This is a genomic window from Flavobacterium sp. UBA6135, from assembly GCF_002428305.1.
In the GTDB taxonomy this organism is placed as follows: Bacteria; Bacteroidota; Bacteroidia; order Flavobacteriales; family Flavobacteriaceae; genus Flavobacterium.
This window is the reverse complement of the sequence record NZ_DIVJ01000023.1, coordinates 67367-86036: the sequence shown is the minus strand read 5'-3', so window position 1 is coordinate 86036 and position 18670 is coordinate 67367. Positions and strand designations below refer to the sequence as shown.

Sequence of the window (18670 nt, the reverse complement as noted above, 5' to 3'; positions counted from 1 at the left end):
AAATTAATAAATTTTCAAATATCCCTTTTCATTAGTAATATGAAAAGGGATATTTTTTTTCAAACAAGTTTTTTTCCATTGTTCTATGGTGCTTAAATAATTACTACCGTTAGCAATAATTAGCTTGGGTTGATGGTAATCGATAAGTCGTTCTAAATTTATTTTTGGAGATTGTGTCAAAAGAATTAGTTCCACTTTTTCCGGCACTTTATAAATTGCATTCTCGTCTATAATTAATAATTTTTTATCGAATAGTTTTATTGCGTTTGGTACTTTTTCAATAGCATCAATTTCTCCAAAGTTACCTTGCAGATAATTTTTTACCACATAATTGTTTTCAATCAAGGTGTCGTTTGTATAAATAGTGATTTTATTATTTTCCTTAAGCGTGATTATTGTTTTTTTAGGATAATGAAAAAGCACCGCTTCATCCGTTTTGTAATTAGAATAAATGCTTCCAAAATAGGCTAGTTGATAGCTAAATATCAAGATTAATACAAATTGGAGTTTTAAGTAGTTAGGTTTTTTCAATAAAATTATAATGCCAATCAATAATGCATACAAAGTAATTAGAAGCAGTCTATTAAATGAAATATCTGAAAATATAAACTTTTCAAAAGAAGCAATCCAGTTAACATAGTAATTCATAAAACCAATGGATTCCGATAAAATGTAACTTAAAGGTAGAAATGAAACTCCAATAGCATTGGTTATTACAACCAAAATTCCAATTACCAAAATGACTGTTAAAAGTGGAATTATAATTAAATTGGTCATAAAGAATAACCCCGGAAACTGATGAAAATAATATATACTTAATGGCAGAACGCCAACTTGTGCCGCGATAGAAACAGTTATAATTTCATAAAAATAATTCAAGATTTTATTTTTTGGACGCCAAAATTTCGTGAATAAGGGTTGAATCCATACAATGGCAATTACTGCGGAATAACTCAATTGAAACCCAACTTCAAATAAAAAATTAGGTTTGAAAAGTAATAACAGTAGAATGGAAACTGCTATAGTGTTAAAAATGTTTGTAGCTCTTTGCAAATAAATTCCAATCCCGACAAAACTAAACATTGTTACGGCCCGAACTACTGAAGGCGATAATCCTGAAAGAATAGCAAATAACCATAAAAGGCTAATTAAAATAAGCAGTTGGACTACTGCCCCATGTTTAATTCTTCGTAAAGGCGAGAGTACAGATTTAAAAAAGAATAATAATATGCCGATATGTAAACCTGAAATGGCTAAAATATGTATGGCACCTGCTTTCGAATATTTTTGCAACAATTCACTATTAATATCTTGTCGTTGTCCTAATAAAAGGGCTTGAATTATATGCAATCGCTCTGTAGGGATGTTGTTTTTGGCAATATCTTTACTTATTGATTCTCTGGTTTTTTGCAAAAAATAGTTGGTGTTTTTATCTGTTTTTAGATAACGAAAATTTTTGTTTTCTAAATAAATTTGATGGAAAACATTTCGCTTTTCCAAATAATCAGCATAATCAAATTGATTTGGATTATTAGGTTTGATTAATGCTTTTATAGCACATTTTGCCAAAATAACAGTACCAACTTCGGGGAGATTTTCTTTATTTTTCTTTGAAAAGTTAACCAACACTTTTCCTGTGAGTTCTTGGTTGTTGATTTGTGTAACCTCCAAATAGTATTTGTGTGAATAAGGATTGGCTTTTAATTCTTCCGAGATAACACCTGTCAGAATAACTTTTTCTCCTGATAGAATCCAGTTGCTGTAATGGTTTTTGTGATTGAGTTGGTAATGTGAAACAAAAACAAATATACCGGATATAAAACTTAATGTATATAGAAATAAACCAAATAGTAGTTTTGCTTTTTGGAATTTTTTGACCAAAACAAGAGTTGTAAAAAGCAATAAAAGTTGAACGGTGAGTAGAAGGAATAGGGGATCCGGGTCGGGTTTATAGTGGTTTCCTACAATAATTCCCAACATAAAACATATAGTGATGGCTATAGTTGGAAATTTTAAAACCTTCATCGAAAACGAAGGTAATAAATGTCTTATTAATAAAAAAATTATTTCTTACAAAACTCTATTTATTTGCGCGAAATTTTTCTTATAATAGGGTTCTTTGGTAGATGAAAATATCACGCCTCTTTGAACTGAAGAATGAATAAATATTATTTCATCATCTTTGATTTCTGTAATTAAACCGACATGATTTATTACATTTCTTCCATTAGTTTTAAAAAAAATCAAGTCACCTTTTTGTGCTTCTTTTAGGCCGACCTTATTTCCAACTTTTGCCATATCAAAAGAAGATCTAGGCAATGAAATGTCGTAGGTTTTAAAAACAGTACTCACCAATCCGGAACAATCCATGCCTTGTTTTGTGGTGCCGCCACCTCTATATTTTACGCCTTCATATTCACTTGCGGCATGAATTAATTGTTTTACTAAATAGGGTGTATTTTCTTTATCAACGGTATAGTCGCTATCTTCTTCGTCGTTAATTTTATATTTACGAGTTGGTTTTGTGTTGGTTTCTGAATTTGGTCTAACAGTTTTTGTTGTGGTAGTTGTAGTTTTTTTGTCAGTATAAATGCCTTTTTTTTGTGCTTCTTCTTTTGATGTAACTATTCCCGAAGAAGAAGTTTTACACGAAAAAACTACTGTTGATAAAATCACTACGATGCTGAATTTTAAAAATTTCATTTTTAATCTATTTTTTTGTGGCTGCAACAATGAGTTGTGCAACTTTTTTACTGGCTCCTATTCCGCCGAGTTTTGTTTGTAATAATTCATATTCTTTCAACAAAAGAGAACGGTTTTCCGGCTTGTTTATTTTCAACAATTCTTTTTTCAATTTGTTGGTGTTGCAATCACTTTGAATAAGTTCCTTAACAACTTCTTTGTCCATAATAAGGTTTACTAGAGAAATGTATTTTAAAGTAATGATTCGTTTTGCAATTTGATAAGAAATCCAATTTCCTTTATAGCAAACCACTTCAGGCACTTTAAAAAGAGCAGTTTCCAAAGTTGCCGTTCCAGAAGTAACCAATGCCGATTGAGCGATACTCAAAAGATCATACGTTTTATTGGAAACAAATTTAATGTTTTCCAAAGTTATGAAATCTTTATAAAAACCAAAATCAATTGAAGGAGCACCTGCAATGACAAATTGAAAATCTTTAAAATCTTTTGCAATAGATGTCATTACATCAAGCATTTTTTTAATTTCCTGCTTTCTACTTCCGGGTAAAAGTGCAACAATAGGTCTATTGTCCAAATTATTTTCAGTTCTGAATTTTTCTTCTTCAACCGTTGGATGATTATTAATTGCATCTAGCAAAGGATGACCCACAAATTCAACCGTAAAATTGTGTTTTTTTTCAAAAAAATCTTTTTCAAACGGAAGAATTACATAGAGTTTGTCAAAATCTCGTTTAATGGCTTGAATTCTATTTTCTTTCCATGCCCAAATTTGAGGAGCTATATAATAATGAGTCGGAATATTTTTTTGTTTTGCCCATTTTGCAATTCGCATATTGAATCCGGGATAATCTATAAAAATTAAAGCATCGGGTTGAAAAGCTTCAATATCTTTTTTACAAAAATCAATATTTTTTAAAATCGTTTTTAAATTAAAAAGCACTTCAGCAAAACCCATAAAAGCTAGCTCTTTGTAATGTTTGACCAAAGTCCCGCCAACTGATTGCATAAGATTACCACCCCAAAAACGGATGGATGCATTTGGATCGCTTAACAGCAACTCTTTCATCAAATTTGAACCATGCAAATCTCCGGAGGCTTCTCCGGCAATGATATAATATTTCATTATACAAATAAGGTTATAATTGTTATTACAATGGTTGCCAAAACAACACCTCGAGCCATTAAGTCCTTATTTAGTTTAAGCAAAATAAAAAATGCAATAATATTTAATAACGCACCAACGGTGATTAATTTACCAAAAGAACCTTGTGCTTTTAATAATCTGATGCCTTCCAAAAATGAATATTCTGTTACAAAAGTTAAAAACAGATAAATTCCCAAACAGGAAGCAATAATGCCAATTATAAATCCAAATAATAAATCTGATTTTTTCATAATTCGTTGAATTTAAAGGTGTTTAGTTTTTGAATGGCATGATGTGCTGTTAAATCAAATTGAACAGGAACTACTGATATAAAACCGTTTTTTAAAGCCCATTCGTCAGTGTCTTCTCCTTTGTCTTGATTTATAAATTCACCGGTTAGCCAATAATAATCTTTTCCTTGAGGGGTTTTTCTTTTGTCAAATTTTTCCATCCAAAAGGCTTTAGCTTGTCTGCAAACTTTAATACCTTTTATATCAGCTTCTTTTAATTTAGGGAAGTTCACATTTAAAACTACACCTTCCGGGAGTCCGTTTTCCAATACTTCAAGCGTTATTTTTCTAATAAATGATTTTATGGCTTCAAAATCGGCATTCCAATCATAATCCAAAAGCGAAAAACCAATTGCTGGAATCCCTTCAATTCCGGCTTCAACGGCGGCACTCATCGTTCCTGAATAAATTACATTTATCGAGGAGTTTGAGCCGTGATTTATTCCCGAAACACACAAATCAGGCTTTTGCTTTAGAATTTCATTTACGGCTAGTTTGACGCAATCTACAGGAGTGCCCGAGCAACTGTACTCTTGTTCCACATCACTATCAATGTTTATTTTATTGATGAACAATGTGCTGTTTATGGTTATGGCATGACCCATTGCACTTTGAGGACTATCAGGTGCCACCACTACGACGGTTCCGATTTCTTTCATAACACTGATCAATGCTCTGATTCCCGGAGCTGAAATCCCGTCATCGTTGGTAACTAATATCAAAGGTTTTTTTTGAATCATGGTTTTTATCAAATTGTTTGACGCGAATAAAAATAAATCTTTTTATTTTTTTAGGAGTTCTAAAGTCACAAAATTAACGAAAATTAAGGTTTTCTATGGGTTCAATTTTATAACTTTGTTTGAAAGTTGAATAAAACAAACTATTTTTTTGTTTATTTACACAAATGGCACAATTTTTAATAAACTTGTACATACCCTAATGGATAATATAATTGATTTTATGAAAAAGAATTTTAAATCTCTATTGTTGGTAATAGCAATATCAGTTTCACTTGTTGCATTTACCGTGTCTGATTTTAAATCAACGCCAAAAAATGATCCGGAAAAAGATAAATTATTGATTGAATTATTAACATTTGTGATAGAACGCGGACATTATGATCCGGTTGCAATTGATGATGATTTATCGAAAGGAATTTATAACGATTACGTATTGGCGTTAGACCCTTCGAAACGATTTTTTTTACAATCTGATATCGATGCTTTTGCCGTTTACAAACTAAAAATCGATGACCAAATAAAAAATAAAGAACTTACTTTTTTTGATTTGACCTATACTACCTATGTAAAAAGAATGGAAGAAAGTACTAAATTTTTTAAAGAAATTTTGAGTAAACCTATTGATTACACTGTTGATGAAGAAATTGATACAGATTATGAAAAGCTTCCTTATGCAAAAAATACTAAAGAATTAAAAGAACGTTGGAGAAAACAAATCAAGCTTTCTACTGTATCCTCAATGGCAGAAAAACTTAAATTAGAAGAGGACAAGAAAAAAAATGATGCTGAATATGTGGTAAAAAGTTTTCAAGATTTAGAAAAAGAGACTAGAGAAAGCACCTTAAATTCATTAAACGATTATTTTAGTTTTATCAAGGATTTAGATAGAAACGATTGGTTTTCAGTTTACATCAATGCTATTTCATCTCGATTTGATCCGCATACCAACTATATGGCTCCTGATGATAAAGAACGCTTTGATGTTAGCATGAGTGGAAAATTTGAAGGAATTGGAGCTCGATTACAAAAGAAAAATGATTTTACAGAAATTACAGAATTAATTTCAGGAGGTCCGGCTTGGAGAGGGAAACAATTAGAGCCCGGAGATATCATTTTGAAAGTTGCTCAAGGCAACGAAGAACCTTTGGATGTGGTTGGAATGCGTTTGGATAATATCGTAAAAAAAATCAAAGGACCAAAAGGGACAGAGGTTAAATTAACCGTTAAGAAAGTAGATGGAACAATAAGTGTTATTTCATTGATTAGAGATACTGTTGAAACCGAAGAAACATATGCAAAATCTAGTATTATTGAAAGAAATGGTGTGAAATACGGCATTATTAATTTACCTAAATTCTACATTGATTTTGAAAATAAAGACAGTAGAGATGCTGCAAAAGATGTAGCTATTGAAGTGGAACGATTAAAAGAAGAAGGAATTCAAGGGATTATCATGGATGTTCGTGATAATGGAGGAGGATCTCTGAAAACAGTTGTTGACATAACCGGTTTGTTCATTGAACAGGGTCCAGTTGTTCAAATAAAATCAGCAGGAACCAAGAAAGAAGTTTTATATGATAGAGATTCAAGAGTACAATGGGATGGCCCTTTGGTAGTTTTAGTGAATAATTTTTCGGCTTCAGCCTCAGAAATTTTAGCGGCAGCAATTCAAGATTATAAAAGAGGAGTGGTCATTGGAAGTAAGCAAACTTATGGAAAAGGAACGGTTCAAAATGTAATCGACTTGAATCAATTTGTTAGAGGAAATGCCGTTGGTGATTTAGGAGCTTTAAAAACTACAACTCAAAAATTTTATAGAATTAATGGTGGTTCAACTCAATTAGAAGGTGTTACCAGCGATATTGTTCTTCCGGACAGGTATTCACATATCAATATTGGCGAACGTGATTTGGATAATGCTATGCCATGGACAAAAATTGATCCGGCTGTTTATACCACTTGGAATAAACAAGTGAATTTTGATAAAGCTATTGACAACAGTAAAAGCCGATTGGAAAACAATGAACATTTTCAACTTATTGATAGGAGTGCTCAATGGACAAAAGAACGCAGAGATGCATCAGTTTATAATTTGAAGTTAGAAAACTTTCAGAAAGAACAATTAGAGTTGGAAGAAAAAAGTAAAGAGTTCAAAATAATCTCGGATTATACAAATAATTTAGTGTTTAAACCAATCAAATATGACACGGCTTTAATGAATAAGGATGAATCATTTAAAGAAAAAAGAGAGCGTTGGTTTGAAAATTTATCAAAAGACATTTATGTTGAAGAAGCTTTGAATATTTTAGATGATTTACAGACAAAACCAGTTACTAAAGGTGATGTAAATTTGAAGAAAAAAGAAAAACTCGTAAAGTCATAATTTACGAATGAGTCAGGAAAATAAATCATTAACTGCTATTGCACTCCAAAAATTCAAACAAAATTTTTGGGGTGTTTTTAGTTTTGGCTACATAGTTTTAATGGTTTTTTTAGCACTCTTTGCTTATGTTTTTTCACCCGATGATACGGAGAATGCTAACCAAATGCATTTGTCAATACATTCCCAATCTCCTGGTTTTGAGGTTAAAATGATATCAGTTCCTAATGAGTTTTTATCTCCAAAAACTTTTAAATCTTATTTTTTTGGAAGTACAAATCAAATAACAGAAATTCCAATAAAAGCATACGTGATTAAAAATGATGTGCTACACTATATAGAATATAATGACGATGAATCTATTCAAATAGAAAAAGAAATTACATTAGATAAGTTTTATGGCTATTCTTCTTTTAAAGAAGTTGAGAAAGAATTAATTACAGACAAAAAGTTTTATTTAGGAACAGATAAATACGGAAGGGACTTATTGAGTAGGATGTTGGTGGGATCAAGAGTTTCAATTTCTATTGGTTTTGTTGCTGTTTTGATTTCTGTGCTTGTAGGTTTGTTTTTTGGTTCCCTTGGAGGTTTCTACGGAGGAAAAGTGGACGCGGCTGTGATGTGGTTGGTCAATGTAATTTGGTCCATTCCAACACTTTTGTTGGTAATTGCAATAACCTTAGCTCTAGGAAAAGGGTTTTGGCAAGTATTTGTTGCTGTTGGTTTAACAATGTGGGTTGAAGTTGCCCGTGTTGTTAGAGGTCAAATTATAAGCGTGAAAGAAATGCAATATGTAACAGCAGCAAGAGCTTTAGGTTTTTCTAATATTAGAATTATAATAAACCATATTTTACCAAATATTATGGCACCTGTTATTGTAATTTCAGCGGCCAATTTTGCCTCTGCTATTTTGGTGGAAAGTGGGTTGAGTTTTTTGGGGTTAGGTGCTCAACCGCCAATTCCTAGTTGGGGAGGAATGATAAAGGATCATTACAGTTATATCATTTTAGGCAAACCCTATTTGGCTTTAATTCCGGGAATGGCTATCATGTTTATCACGTTGGCGTTTATGATGACAGGAAATGCATTGAGAGATGCAATGGATGTAAAATAAAAAAGAGACTAACAATATTGCTAATCTCTTTTTGGATATTTAAAACTTTGTCTTATTAATTTCTTCTACTTTTTGATAAATTCATTTGGTCTTTTTCAGCTTGTTTTTCAAGTTTTTTTATTTTTTCTCTTTGTTTTTCAAGTCGTTTGTTTTCTTTTTCAATTTTAATGGGAGATAGTTTTCCTTTTTCTTGATCTCTAATAAGTTTCGATTGATTTCTTTCCATAGCATTTTGCTCTCTCGAAATTCTGCTTTGTGTTTTTTGTAGGTTTCTTTCCGATTTAGCTATAGCATCTTGTTGCTTTTGAAATCTCTTCTGATCTCTTTCTAGTTGTTTTTGTCGCTTTTCATTCTGACGAGCAATTTTTTCATTTTGCTTTTGTCTTTTTTCTTGTTCTTTTTGTGCTTTTTCAGTAGCTTTTTGCTGTCTTTGAGCTTCCTTCTGCACTTGCTGTGCTTCTTTTTGCTTTTTTGCAATTTCAGCTGCTGTAACGGGTAGTGCTAATGTATCTTTTATGGGTCTTTCATTAACTTGAGCAATGGAAGAATAGCTGATTGATAAGAGAAATGCAAGACTGAGTACTATATTTTTCATAATAGAAAAGGGTTTTATTTTATAAATTAATGAATACCTTTATAAGGTTACAAAAATTATGCCGTATGTATAATATTGTTAAAATTGTAAAATATTCACTTTTAATAATTCTTTTAGTTTTATATAAATTTGTGGTAGCTGTTGATGAATTGGAAAAAAGAACCGGAATTGATTTTTGCTCTCAATTGCCTGACTGCATTGAAAATGAGTTAGAAAATTCGGTAGATTATAAAAAATGGAGTTTTAATTAACTACCATTCATTTACTTTGTTAGCGTCTAATTTTAAAAATACAAACAGCAAGATAGTGAATGCAAATAAACTAGAACCACCATAAGAAAAGAAGGGCAGTGGCACACCAATTGTTGGGAAGAGTTTAATAAGCATGGCGATGTTAACAAAGAAATGTGTAAATAATATTGAGACAACACAATATCCATAAACCCTACTGAATTTTGTCTTTTGGTGTTCAGCCAAGTAAAGAAGTCTTAATAATAATGCAACAAACAGAAGAATAACAACTGTTGAACCAACAAATCCCCATTCTTCACCCACTGTCGTAAAAATATAATCTGTATGTTGTTCAGGCACAAATCCGCCTTTGGTTTGTGTGCCTTCCAAAAATCCTTTTCCAATCCAACCTCCTGAACCAATCGCAATCATGGATTGATTTAAGTTGTATCCTTCTTTTTTTAAGTCAACACCTTCATCAAATAACACATTAATCCTATCTTTTTGATGTGGTTCTAAAACATTATCATATACGAAATCAACAGAAAGCACAAAAGCTGTTGCCATAATAAAAACCATTAAATAAGCCAGTGGATTTCTATTAATTCTTTTTGCTTTTATAAAATGCAGTAGCATCAAAACAAGTATGGTTATGAGGATGTATTCCGGTTCAATGAAAAGCGAACAAAAGAACAAAATGACAGCAAAAAATCCCGTCCATAAATACCATTCAGGCAATTCTTCTCGATTGAGGACTAATACTAATGATAAAAAAATCATCGCACTTCCGGCATCCGGTTGAAGTAAAATTAAAAGTATTGGCAGACCAATAATTCCAAATGCAATAAGTTGGTGTTTGGTATATTTCAAAAAAACTAAAGCATCACTCAAATATTTGGCTAATAATAATGATGTTGCTGTTTTTACAAATTCAGACGGTTGAAATCCAAAACTTCCTATTCCATACCAATTGGTTTGCCCTTTTACCGTCTTACCAAAAACAAACAATCCAACCAATAAGAGTATTCCAATTATATAAAATACAAAGGCAAATTTTTCATAGATTTTTGCGTCAATTGAAAGTATGATTATAATTAATGGAATGGTTAAAATAATAAATATTAGCTGTCTTCCATAGATTTCAGCCATGTCAAAACTAGCCGCTTCAATAGGTAATGAAGAGGAATAGATGTTCATCCAACCTAAAATAACCAATAGTCCATAAATTAAAATGGAAATCCAGTCAAGATTACTTGTTACATTTTGATTCTTCATTATTTATTGATGCTAAAAGGTTGGCCGCTAATCACTTTGGCATATTCTTTTTCTAAACTTGTTTCATACATTTTCTTTTCAAGGTCTGTTCGAGTGATTGTTCCTTTGAGGTATTTTTCAATCATTAAACTAGAAATTGGACCAGCAATTCGAGCACCCCAATAGCCGTTTTCAACAAAAACTGCAATAGCAATTTTAGGATCGTCTTTTGGTGCAAAAGCCACAAAAATGGAATGGTCAGTGAGTTGGGTTCTTTTACCGTTAATTTTTGTAAAGTTTTCAGCGGTACCGGTTTTACCACAAATATCTATACCTTCAACTCGCAATCTTGAAGCCGTTCCTTTATTATAAACATCAAAAAGGCCATTGATAACGGGAGGAAAATATTGTTGGTCAACTGTGGTTTGATGTTTGGTTGTAAATTTCGTATCAATGTCATAATGTTGAATTTTCTTTATAACGTGTGGCGTATAATAGTAACCCTGATTTGCAACAGCAGCCATAACATTACACAACTGAATTGGTGTGGTTAAGATTTCTCCCTGACCAATTGCGTTTGAAATAATGGTGGTGCTTCGCCACCCTCCGGCACTATAATATTTATCATATAGCTTTGTAGTTGGTACTTTTCCTCTTTTTCCTGGAGGCAAATCATAACCCATATAATCTCCTAACCCGAAACTTTTCAAATGATTACTCCAAGCATCTACACCTTGTGAAGGTTTTGGATATTTTTCAATAGTTTTTTTATAAACATTTGCAAAGTATGTGTTGCAAGAGCTATACATTCCGGCATTTAAACTAAATCCTCCCGAATCGTGACAACGCATGAATCTATTGCCATAACTAAAACCTCTTCTGCAAAAAAAAGTAGTTTGTTCATCAATCACTTCTTCTTGCAATCCAATCAATGCAGTTAATATTTTAAAAGGAGAACCTGGCGGATATTCTGCTAATAATCCTCTGTCAAACAACGGCATCGCAATACTGTCATTGTAAAGTTTTGTATAATTTCTGGACCGTTGTCTTCCAACCAACAAAGCCGGATCATATGATGGAGCAGAAATTAAAGCTAAAATTTCACCTGTTTTGGGTTCTATCGCTACAATTCCTCCTCGTTTATTTGCCATTAAAGCTTCGCCATATTTTTGAAGTTCAATGTCAATGGAAAGTGTAATGTCTTCACCTTGTTTGGCAATGGTATCGTAAATCCCATTTTTATAAGGACCAATAATTCGGTTAAATTTGTCTCGTTGGTAATACTTAACTCCTTTTTGACCTCTCAATAATTCTTCATATTCTTGTTCAACACCTTGTTTTCCAATTAAATCACCACTTCGGTAATAAGGGTTGTTATCAATAATGGCTTGATTTACTTGGGTGATATAGCCAAAAATATTTGCACCAACATTTACCTGATAATCACGCAAGGATCTTTTCTGGATTTCAAAACCTTTGAATTTTCCAATTTTTTCCTGAAATGCCGCAAAATCTTTTCTGTTTAATTGGGTTAAAAAAGGAGAGGGCAATCTCGGACTGTGATTGATAGCTTTTTTTAATATCCTGTCAAAATCCTGTTTGGTAATATCTAAAAGTTTGCAAAATTCTAAAGTATCCAGATTTTTAATCTCTCTCGGAATAACCATTAAGTCATATGAAGGTTGGTTCGCAACCAGCAATACGCCGTTTCTGTCATAAATATAACCCCTTTCAGGATATTCATATACAATTTTTATGGCATTGTTTTCTGATTTTAATTTATAGGAATCGTCTATAATCTGCAAATAGAAAAGCTTCACTAAAATCATTAAAGTAGCAACTACGATAATTGAAGGAAGGAGTATTTTTCTCATTTTTTTACAGGTTTAAACAAATAAATCAAACAGATGCATAAAATTAAGGTAAAAATACTACTCAAAAAAGTTCGCAATAAAATATCCCAGAAGAAAGTAAATCGGAATATTTCGAGCAAGAACAAAATTAAATGGTGAGTCACCACTGAAACTAACAAAAATGAAAAACGTTCCGGTGTTAGTCTTTCATTGATTTTCACGGTTTGATATTCATAACTCAAACCAAAAGAAAATCTAAAAAAAGTTGGTCTTAAATAAGCTAAAGTTACACAAGCAGCTGCATGAACACCACCTGAGTCACTGAACATATCCATCAGTAAACCAAGAAAAAAACTGACTAATAATAGACCGTATTTATTTGCATTTACAGGGTATAACAGAATAAAAAGAATATAAGGATAAGGGTTGATGAACTTTAAAAAATCAAGCTGGTTGAAGATTACAATTTGCAAAGCAAGTAGTAAAACAAAGCGGAAAATATTTGTGAAAAAAGTACTATTCATCTTTAATTTTTGCTTCTAATTCTTCAATTTCTTCTCGGTTTTTATTTTCAATTACATACACATGTCCAATGCTTGTCATGTCATTAAATAACTTAACATCCATCGTGTGAAGATTGGATTCCGTGTCAATATATATTTTATAAATTATTCCAATTGCAATATTTTCAGGAAAAATAGATTGAGCCCCTGTCACGATAGTATCTCCTTTTCTTACACTGGCTAATCTCGGAATATCAATCAATTGAACAATTCCGGTATTTTTACCATTCCAAGTCAATGTTCCGAAATGATTGGATTTTTTTATTTTAGCATTAATCTTAGATTTTGTGTTTAAGACACTTACAACAGTGGCATAGTTTTTTGAAGTAATATCCACTATTCCAATGATTCCTTTACTGTTAACCACTCCCATAAAAGGTTTTACCCCTTTTGCACTTCCGCTGTTAATAGTTAAAAAGTTTTCGTGAATAGAATATGAGTTTTTAATAACCTTTGATTGAATTACAACATAATCATTTTCAAGATTAAGTGGAGCTTGATCAAATTTATTTAAACTATCGGATTGATTGTAAAGTAAACTTTTTAATAAAGCATTTTCTGCCGCAAGCCCTTCATTTTCTGAACGCAAATTTAAAAATTCGTAAAACGAATGTATTCGTTTATAAACACCACCAGTTACAACGTTAGCAGAATTTATAACTTTACTTCTATGATAAGAATGAGATTGAATTGTAAGCAACAACGAAATTCCTAAAAGCAGTAAAAACAGCATTCTTAGGCTGTTTTTAATGATATAATTTAGAATTTGCTGCATGAGTAATTCGCTTCAAAAGTAAAGTAAATAATTTGTTTTAAAAGCTTACTTAATTAAGATGCTTCTATATTTATTGATGTTTTTCAACGCAATTCCGGTTCCTCTTACTACGGCTCTTAACGGATCTTCTGCAATATAAACAGGTAAATCTGTTTTAAGAGAAATTCGTTTATCTAAACCTCTTAGCATTGATCCTCCACCGGCAAGATATATTCCCGTGTTGTAAATATCTGCCGCAAGTTCCGGTGGTGTTTGAGATAATGTTTCCATTACAGCATCTTCAATTCTTTGAATGGATTTGTCTAAGGCTTTTGCAATTTCACGATAAGAAACATCAACTTGTTTTGGTTTTCCGGTTAATAAATCTCTTCCTTGAACAGACATTTCATTTGGTGGTGACTCTAAGTCTTCAATTGCGGCACCAACTTCAATTTTTATTTTCTCTGCAGTGCTTTCTCCTACAAATAAGTTGTGCTGCGTACGCATGTAATATACAATGTCGTTTGTGAAAACGTCACCTGCAATTTTTACAGATTTATCACACACAATCCCACCTAGAGCAATTACGGCAATTTCTGTGGTACCACCACCGATATCAACAATCATGTTTCCTTTTGGTTGCATAATGTCAATGCCAATACCGATTGCCGCAGCCATTGGTTCATGAATCAAATAAACTTCTTTTCCATTTACACGTTCACAAGATTCTTTTACAGCTCGCATCTCCACTTCAGTAATTCCGGAAGGGATACAAACTACCATTCTTAGAGCAGGAGTAAACAAGCGTTTCTTTAAAGCAGGAATGCTTTTGATAAACATGTTTATCATCTTTTCAGATGCGTCAAAATCAGCAATTACACCATCTTTTAAGGGACGAATAGTCTTAATGTTTTCGTGTGTTTTTCCTTGCATCAAATTGGCTTCTTTACCAACTGCTATTATTTTTCCGGAAATTCTATCACGGGCTACAATCGACGGACTGTCAATTACAACTTTGTCATTATGAATAATAAGTGTGTTTGCTGTACCAAGGTCAATTGCGATATCCTCGGTCATGAAATCAAAAAATCCCATACGTTTGTTTTGGGTTTATTAGGTTTATAAATATAACAAGCAAAGGTATAAAAATTAATGTTTAAAATGACGTGTTCCTGTAAATACCATTTTCAAATTATTTTCATTACAATACGTGATACTCAATTCATCTTTAATAGAACCACCAGGTTGAATCACAGCAGTAATTCCGGCATGATGAGCAATTTCCACACAATCAGGAAATGGAAAAAAGGCATCGCTTGCCATTACAGCTCCTTTCAAATCAAAATTAAAAGAATTTGCTTTTTCAATGGCTTGCTTTAATGCATCAACTCGAGAAGTTTGTCCGGTTCCGGCAGCAATAAGCTGACCGTTTTTGGCTAAAACAATCGTATTAGATTTGGTGTTTTTACAAATTTTTGAGGCAAACAGTAAGTCTTCAATTTCTTGATTAGTAGGTTCAAGAGTAGTAACGGTTTTTAAACCTTCTTTAGTATCTGTAATTGCATTTCTTTCTTGAATTAACAATCCGTTCAAGCAAGTTCTCACTTGTTTTTGGGGTAATTCAACTTCGTTTTGGACTAAAATTATTCTGTTTTTCTTTTCTTCAAGAATTGAAATGGCTTCTGCATCAAAACTTGGAGCAATTACTACTTCGCAAAACAATTGGTTAATTTCAGTTGCTGTTGCTTTATCTATAGTTCCATTGGCAATTAGAACACCGCCAAAGGCTGAAGTTGGATCGCCGGCTAAAGCATCCAAATAAGCTTCTTTCATGGTTTCTCTGGTGGCTAATCCACAAGCATTGTTGTGTTTCAAAATCGCAAAAGTAGGATTGTTGTTTTTGAATTCTAAAATTAAATTTACAGCAGCATCAACATCTAAAAGATTGTTGTATGACAATTCTTTTCCGTGAATTTTGGTAAACATTTCATCAAAAGCTCCAAAGAAATAGCCTTTTTGATGCGGGTTTTCACCATATCTTAATATTTGTCCATCCGCTATACTTTGTTTGTAAATAGTTTCATCCGTATTAAAATAATTAAAAATAGCTGTATCATAATGCGATGAAACATGAAACGCTTTGGTAGCTAATAATTTTCGCTGTTCCAAAGTCGTAGTTCCATTTTGAGCAACAATTAAATCTAATAAATATGAATACTCATTTACAGAAGCAACAATTAACGTGTCTTTGAAATTCTTTGCAGCAGCACGTATAAGTGAAATTCCACCGATGTCTATTTTTTCAATAATATCCGACTCTGAAGCACCAGAAGCTACTGTTTTTTCAAAAGGATATAAATCAACAATCACTAAATCAATTTGTGGAATATTAAATTCTTCCATTTGTTGAACATCGCCTTCATGATCTTGACGGTTTAAAATGCCGCCAAAAATTTTTGGATGCAATGTTTTAACACGCCCCCCTAAAATGGAAGGATAAGAAGTTACATCTTCAACAGCCACAACCGGAATTCCTAAATTTTTTATAAAATCTTCGGTTCCTCCGGTAGAATAAAGTGTTACATTTTGTTGGTGTAGTTGTTGTACAATAGGCTCTAATCCTGTTTTGTCAAATACTGAAATTAAAGCCGATTGAATTTTTTTTGAGTTGTTCATGTTGTAGTTAGATTTAAAGGAGCAAAAGTACTATTTGTCTGTTTAACTTTCAAAAGTTTACAGGATTACTTTCTTAGAATTTTTTATGACTTTTAATCTATTTTGATGTCGTTATAAGTTTTTAAATTTTGTGTAACATTCTTTCCTTTTTTTCTACTAATAAGATATCTTATTTGATTTTAACTCATGTTGGTATATTTACGTTTACTGAAAGAGAGTTTTAGTTTTGCAATGAATGCTTTGCGAACAAACAAACTCCGAACTTTTTTATCGCTTTTGGGAGTAACTATTGGAATTTTTTCAATAATTGCTGTTTTGGCAGCTGTTGATTCTTTGGACAGAAAAGTGAAGGCAGATTTAAGTGATTTAGATAAAAACACTATTTATTTGATGCGTTTTTCATTTGGCCCTTCTGAAATTCCACAGTGGAAAAGAGAGCAGTTTCCCAATGTAACTTATGATGAATTTGAGTATTTAAAAAAGTCATTAAACGGTGTTGATAAAATGGCGTTTAATCTTTTTACCAGAAATGAAAATATCAAATTTGAAGACCAAACCGTTAGTCAAGTAAGAGTTACGCCAACAACTAATGAATTTGAAGGTATTGATGGGATCAAAATCGGACAAGGTCGTTTCTTTAACGAATCAGAATCCAACTCTGGAACTCCGGTAATCATTTTAGGATATGGCGTGGCAGAAGGTTTGTTTGTGGATTCAAATAAAGCTATTGGTCAAAAAATACGACTTTATGGGCAACGATTTACAGTTATAGGTGTAACAGAAAAACAAGGGTTTTCAACCTTTGGAGATAGTAGAGACAACGCGGTTTTTATTCCTATGAATTTTATCAGACGGTTGTATGGTGAAAATAGTGATTTGTTGACTCCTGCTATATTGATAAAACCAATAAAAGGAGTTGATATGGAGGCTTTTAAAGGCGAAATTACTCAAAAATTGAGAACTTACAGAGGCGTGAAAGTTACCGATATTGACAATTTTTTTATTAATGTACTGTCTGGTTTTACTGATTTGATTGATGGTATTTTTACACAATTAAACATTGCAGGATGGTTAATAGCCGGATTTTCTTTATTAGTTGGTGGTTTTGGAATTGCCAACATTATGTTTGTTTCTGTTAAGGAAAGAACCAATTTAATTGGAATTCAAAAATCATTAGGAGCAAAAAATAGATTTATCTTGTTCCAGTTTTTGTTTGAAGCCATTATTTTGTCTGTTATTGGTGGAATAATTGGTCTTTTGATGGTTTGGGGAATTGCAGCCATTGTAACAAAACTTTTAGATTTTGAATTTGTTTTAAGCATGGGTAATATAATCTTAGGAACTGGTTTAGCAGGTTTTATTGGATTGATTTCTGGAATCATTCCTGCTATTTCTGCCTCTAAGTTAGATCCGGTTGAAGCAATCCGAAGTGGAATGTAAAAGTTTAAATTAATTATTACACATAAAAAAATCCCGAGCCATCGGGATTTTGTTTCTATCTAACGTCTTGATTTAGAATTAAATCGATATATAGATTTATTTTGTCTTTCAATTCTTTTCTATGGGTAATGAAATCTAAAAATCCGTGTTCTAATAAGAATTCAGAAGTTTGGAAACCTTCCGGTAAGTCCTTACCGGTAGTGTCTTTTACAACTCTTGGTCCGGCAAAACCAATCAAAGCTCCGGGTTCACCAATATTAATATCGCCCAACATAGCATAAGAAGCGGTTGTTCCTCCCGTAGTTGGATCTGTACAAAGTGAAATGTATGGAATCCCAGCTTCGGCAAGTTGAGCTAACTTAGCTGATGTTTTTGCTAATTGCATTAAGGAATAAGCAGCTTCCATCATTCGGGCTCCACCAGATTTTGAAATCATCATAAAAGGAATTTTATTTTTTATAGAATAATCAATTCCTCTTGCTATTTTTTCTCCAACTACAGCTCCCATTGATCCGCCAATAAAAGCAAAATCCATACAACAAACTACTAAATCATTTCCTTTTGATTTTCCAACTGCTGTTCTTACAGCATCTTTCAATCCTGTTTTTTCCATCACGTCTTTTAAACGGTCCGAATATTTTTTGGTATCTGTAAATTTTAAAGGATCTTTAGATGTCATTTTTGCGTCCAACTCCTTAAAACCGTCATCAAAAAGAATACTAAAATATTCGGCACTTCCTATTCGTACATGAAAATCATCTTCAGGACTTACCCATAAATTTTTTGCTAATTCATCTTGATCAACTATTTTTCCTGTTGGAGATTTATACCACAATCCTTTTGGCACATCTTTTTTATCTTCTGTAGCCGTTTGAATTCCTTTTTCTGTTCTTTTAAACCAAGCCATAATTTTAAATTTAGTTTGGAAGATGGA

Annotated in this window: 17 protein-coding genes; 4 read left to right on the top strand and 13 right to left on the bottom strand. The window is 32.3% G+C overall.

The genetic code is table 11. From position 1 onward, the window contains the following. Positions 1-3: 3 nt before the first annotated feature. From B3L86_RS06255 to surE, 5 genes are read right to left on the bottom strand one after another with little or no spacing between them, the layout of a single operon-like run. A complete protein-coding gene (locus B3L86_RS06255; RefSeq protein WP_291116452.1) occupies positions 4-2025 on the bottom strand; it encodes a ComEC/Rec2 family competence protein in 2022 nt (673 codons plus the stop codon). A 45-nt stretch (positions 2026-2070) separates the two neighbouring features. After that, a complete protein-coding gene (locus B3L86_RS06250) occupies positions 2071-2703 on the bottom strand; it encodes a C40 family peptidase (protein ID WP_291116449.1) in 633 nt (210 codons plus the stop codon). Between the two features lie 7 nt (positions 2704-2710). Beyond that, the gene (lpxB, locus tag B3L86_RS06245; RefSeq protein ID WP_291116445.1) at positions 2711-3826 is read right to left on the bottom strand and encodes a lipid-A-disaccharide synthase; all 1116 of its coding nucleotides are present in this window, start codon (positions 3824-3826) and stop codon (positions 2711-2713) included. Next, positions 3826-4098: a hypothetical protein gene (locus B3L86_RS06240; protein WP_291116443.1), complete on the bottom strand. Its 273-nt coding sequence runs from the start codon at positions 4096-4098 to the stop codon at positions 3826-3828. Before B3L86_RS06240 ends, lpxB begins: the two co-directional genes overlap by 1 nt. Further along, complete coding sequence (surE, locus tag B3L86_RS06235; RefSeq protein ID WP_291116440.1) at positions 4095-4877, bottom strand: 5'/3'-nucleotidase SurE; 783 nt, start codon at positions 4875-4877, stop codon at positions 4095-4097. Before surE ends, B3L86_RS06240 begins: the two co-directional genes overlap by 4 nt. A gap of 199 nt (positions 4878-5076) precedes the next feature. Between surE and B3L86_RS06230 the strand changes: the two genes are divergently transcribed. Further along, positions 5077-7260, top strand: coding sequence for a carboxy terminal-processing peptidase (locus B3L86_RS06230; protein WP_291116437.1), 2184 nt, complete (start codon positions 5077-5079; stop codon positions 7258-7260). Positions 7261-7267: 7 nt separating this feature from the next. Beyond that, positions 7268-8371 carry an ABC transporter permease gene (locus B3L86_RS06225; protein ID WP_291116433.1) on the top strand — a complete coding sequence of 368 codons (1104 nt, stop codon included), beginning with the start codon at positions 7268-7270 and terminating at the stop codon, positions 8369-8371. A gap of 55 nt (positions 8372-8426) precedes the next feature. On the opposite strand, the gene B3L86_RS06220 is transcribed toward B3L86_RS06225, so the two are convergent. Next, the gene (locus tag B3L86_RS06220; protein ID WP_291116430.1) at positions 8427-8966 is read right to left on the bottom strand and encodes a hypothetical protein; all 540 of its coding nucleotides are present in this window, start codon (positions 8964-8966) and stop codon (positions 8427-8429) included. 65 nt (positions 8967-9031) lie between these two features. Between B3L86_RS06220 and B3L86_RS06215 the strand changes: the two genes are divergently transcribed. Next, positions 9032-9217, top strand: a complete 186-nt coding sequence (locus B3L86_RS06215) for a hypothetical protein (protein ID WP_291116427.1) — start codon at positions 9032-9034, stop codon at positions 9215-9217. Here the strand turns inward: B3L86_RS06215 and rodA are convergent, their stop codons facing one another. The 6 genes from rodA to purH are packed head-to-tail and all read right to left on the bottom strand — an operon-like array spanning position 9218 to position 16296. After that, positions 9218-10471 (bottom strand): rod shape-determining protein RodA, encoded by a 1254-nt coding sequence (gene rodA / locus B3L86_RS06210; protein ID WP_291116424.1) that lies wholly within the window; start codon positions 10469-10471, stop codon positions 9218-9220. Next, a complete protein-coding gene (gene mrdA, locus B3L86_RS06205) occupies positions 10471-12324 on the bottom strand; it encodes a penicillin-binding protein 2 (protein ID WP_291116421.1) in 1854 nt (617 codons plus the stop codon). The genes rodA and mrdA overlap by 1 nt, the downstream gene beginning before the upstream one ends. Beyond that, positions 12321-12827: a rod shape-determining protein MreD gene (locus B3L86_RS06200; protein ID WP_291116418.1), complete on the bottom strand. Its 507-nt coding sequence runs from the start codon at positions 12825-12827 to the stop codon at positions 12321-12323. Before B3L86_RS06200 ends, mrdA begins: the two co-directional genes overlap by 4 nt. Next, positions 12820-13641: a rod shape-determining protein MreC gene (gene mreC, locus B3L86_RS06195; protein WP_291116415.1), complete on the bottom strand. Its 822-nt coding sequence runs from the start codon at positions 13639-13641 to the stop codon at positions 12820-12822. The genes B3L86_RS06200 and mreC overlap by 8 nt, the downstream gene beginning before the upstream one ends. Positions 13642-13686: 45 nt before the next feature. Further along, positions 13687-14715 carry a rod shape-determining protein gene (locus B3L86_RS06190; RefSeq protein ID WP_291116413.1) on the bottom strand — a complete coding sequence of 343 codons (1029 nt, stop codon included), beginning with the start codon at positions 14713-14715 and terminating at the stop codon, positions 13687-13689. Between the two features lie 54 nt (positions 14716-14769). Further along, positions 14770-16296: a bifunctional phosphoribosylaminoimidazolecarboxamide formyltransferase/IMP cyclohydrolase gene (gene purH, locus B3L86_RS06185; RefSeq protein WP_291116410.1), complete on the bottom strand. Its 1527-nt coding sequence runs from the start codon at positions 16294-16296 to the stop codon at positions 14770-14772. A gap of 186 nt (positions 16297-16482) precedes the next feature. On the opposite strand from purH, the gene B3L86_RS06180 reads away from it, so the two are divergent. After that, positions 16483-17736 carry an ABC transporter permease gene (locus B3L86_RS06180; RefSeq protein ID WP_291116407.1) on the top strand — a complete coding sequence of 418 codons (1254 nt, stop codon included), beginning with the start codon at positions 16483-16485 and terminating at the stop codon, positions 17734-17736. 55 nt (positions 17737-17791) lie between these two features. Here the strand turns inward: B3L86_RS06180 and accD are convergent, their stop codons facing one another. Beyond that, positions 17792-18643 (bottom strand): acetyl-CoA carboxylase, carboxyltransferase subunit beta, encoded by an 852-nt coding sequence (accD, locus tag B3L86_RS06175; RefSeq protein WP_291116404.1) that lies wholly within the window; start codon positions 18641-18643, stop codon positions 17792-17794. Positions 18644-18670 lie beyond the last annotated feature (27 nt).